Annotated in this window: 2 protein-coding genes; both read right to left on the reverse strand. The window is 41.4% G+C overall.

The annotated features are described in order from the left end of the window. A partial coding sequence (locus L8G48_RS13665) for a BrnT family toxin (RefSeq protein ID WP_443986727.1) occupies positions 1 to 129 on the reverse strand: 129 nt, incomplete at its 3' end. 172 nt (positions 130 to 301) lie between these two features. After that, positions 302 to 1,171 carry a PhzF family phenazine biosynthesis protein gene (locus tag L8G48_RS13255; protein WP_228634889.1) on the reverse strand — a complete coding sequence of 290 codons (870 nt, stop codon included), beginning with the start codon at positions 1,169 to 1,171 and terminating at the stop codon, positions 302 to 304. Positions 1,172 to 1,313: the final 142 nt, after the last annotated feature.

The raw sequence follows: 1,313 nt of genomic DNA on the forward strand, positions 1-1,313 counted from the left end.
ATCAGGATCCGCTATTAGGCGCCCGAACTCGTCTGTAAAGGCAGTTTTGGCCTCGTTGAACGAGACGTCATGCTTCTTTCGATTAGAGGCATCCTTGCGAGGATCCCAGTCAAAGGTGAGATGGCTCATGAATTACATTGTAGTTACAGCGTAGGTATTGTCAAGGTGCCGAGTCAGATACTGTTAACGCCCTGTTAAGGTGTGAGCAACGCAATACCTAAGCCTCCGCATACCACCTTAAACACTAAAACCAACGCATAGTAAAAATGCCACGCGTTGCGAATCACTCTTAAACAGTTTGTTATACGGAGATTTCCCACCGTCCAATTTTATGAGCGAAACCACCAACTCTAACCTTAATAATACCTTGCTCGTTTGAATCTACAGACGCGGTAATTTTTGAAATACACTTCATTGCCCGACCTTGTTCGAAAATAAAACTATTCGAATGTGTATTAGGAAGGTGTTTAGTTAGGTAACACGCTAATGCACCACTCGCACTCCCCGTCGCTGATTCCTCGGAAATACCAAATAGTGGAGCGAAGTTACGACAGCTTGCTGTAACCATGCTTGTTTTTTCACATAACTCAAAAGCATGAATACCAATTACTTCATGCCTTTTACAAAAATTAATGGTTAGATTTTCATTCACTTGAATTTTATCGAGATACCCATATGGGACTGGAACAATAATATCGGGTAAACCTGTTGAAACAACCTCAATCGGCAACCGTGTTGACTCAAGGACTTTCGAGTCTAGCCCGACTAACTCCGATATAAGTTCATAACTAAACTGTGCACGGTATTCTGGTAGCTTCTGATCCATGACTACAAGACCGTTTCTCTCAATGGTTACGACAAATAAACCTGCTTTAGTCCTTTGAAGGTATTTACCTTCACTTATGATACCGTCTTGATACATTGTTGAAAATACTGCTAATGTAGCGTGTCCACAAAAATCAACTTCACCTGTTACGGTAAAAAAGGACACCTCAAAATCAGCTTCATTATCCTGAGATACAAATGCAGTTTCCGAATAGCCAACAACTTGTGCTATTTGTAATTTTTCTTCGTTCGACAAATAATCGGCGTCAAGTACGACACCCGCAGGGTTTCCACCCGTTCCATTCGCAGTAAAGGAATTAACTAAAATAGCTTCAACGTTCTTCAATCTCTATTTCTCCGTATAGACACAATAACTCCCTGCTCAAATGCTAGCCTCCGCATTTTCCTGGGTTAGCTGAAAGCCAGTGCCATAATTAGTTTGTTCAAAACTCAATCATTTGGAGGCTAGCATGAACAAACATAGCATG

It is taken from the genome of Idiomarina aminovorans (assembly GCF_023155095.1).
GTDB classification, from domain to species: Bacteria; Pseudomonadota; Gammaproteobacteria; order Enterobacterales; family Alteromonadaceae; genus Idiomarina; species Idiomarina aminovorans.